The 1164-nt window shown below is 51.5% G+C and carries 1 protein-coding gene; it reads left to right on the forward strand.

Features of this window, described 5'->3' with window-relative positions; all coding sequences use genetic code 11:
• Positions 1 to 109: 109 nt before the first annotated feature.
• Positions 110 to 1141, forward strand: coding sequence for an IS630 family transposase (locus BN1135_RS10765; RefSeq protein ID WP_042020977.1), 1032 nt, complete (start codon positions 110 to 112; stop codon positions 1139 to 1141).
• The last annotated feature ends 23 nt before the right edge of the window (positions 1142 to 1164 follow it).

Genomic DNA, 1164 nt, shown 5'->3' on the forward strand with positions numbered 1-1164 from the left:
CTAAATAACTGTTCCGAATAGTAGATCACTGGAGGAAGGGAACTCAGTCCAGTTTGTGCGATCTGATTAGTCGCCAAACAAAACAAGCCACACCCAAAGGACTGAGTTGATGCCTATCCTACCACCCCTGCCACGGTCACAGCGGCGACGCATTCACAAAATCATCCATGCCACCCGTGATAAAGGACATGCTCGTCGCTTGATGGCCATCTTGCTGTTACATGAAGGACGCACGATCACTGATGTTCATCACCTTACCGGCGCTGCTCGTTCGACCATCGGCCGTTGGCTTCGGTGGTATCGGGATGAAGGTGTGGGTGCGTTAGAAGCCTTACCGGCTGGCCGTGCCCCAGTCTTACCTGTCGCCAAGATTGTCACCTTACTGGTGCTGCTCATGCAGTTTTCTCCGCAAGATTTTGGTTATCAGCGCAGCCGCTGGTGTACCGAACTATTGGCTATCAAAATCAATCGGTTAACAGGCCTCAATATGGCAGCCTCCACGCTCCGCCGATGGTTACCTCGTATGGGCATTGTCTGGCGAAGGCCCGTGCCAACCTTGCGGATAAAAGACCCGGCCTATCAGGAGAAAATGGCGGATATCGACGCTGCGCTGGCCCGCTGTGATGCCGATAATCCGGTGTTTTATGAGGATGAAGTCGATATAGACCTCAATCCCAAATTAGGGGCCGACTGGATGTTCAGAGCGCAGCAAAAGCGGGTTGTCACACCGGGACAGAACGCGAAACATTACCTGGCAGGCGTTCTCCATGCAGGTAACGGAAGAGTACTTTACGTCAGTGGGATAAAGAAAAACTCATCCCTGTTTATCGCCCTGCTGGAAAAGCTGCGTCGCCACTACCGACGAGCCAAAACCATCACGCTGATCCTCGATAACTACATCATTCACAAAAGCAAACAGACCGAGCGATGGTTGAAGAAGAACCCCAAGTTCTGCTTGGTATTCCAGCCAGTTTACAGCCCTTGGGTTAATCACATAGAACGGCTGTGGCACAAGTTACATGAAACCATCACGCGCAATCATCAATGCAGAGGAATGGCCAGCCTGCTGGCCCGAGTGAAACACTTCATGGATACCGTGTCTCCTTTCCCGGGGAATGGCTATGGCACAGAGAAGGTGTAGCACTTTTATGATCAGTTATTTAG

This window comes from Aeromonas sobria (genome assembly GCF_000820145.1).
Taxonomy (GTDB): Bacteria; Pseudomonadota; Gammaproteobacteria; order Enterobacterales; family Aeromonadaceae; genus Aeromonas; species Aeromonas sobria.

Excerpts from the sequence above, each read along its gene's own strand:
- BN1135_RS10765 (WP_042020977.1), top strand. The coding sequence starts at position 110 with ATGCCTATCCTACCACCCCTGCCACGGTCACAGCGGCGACGCATTCAC.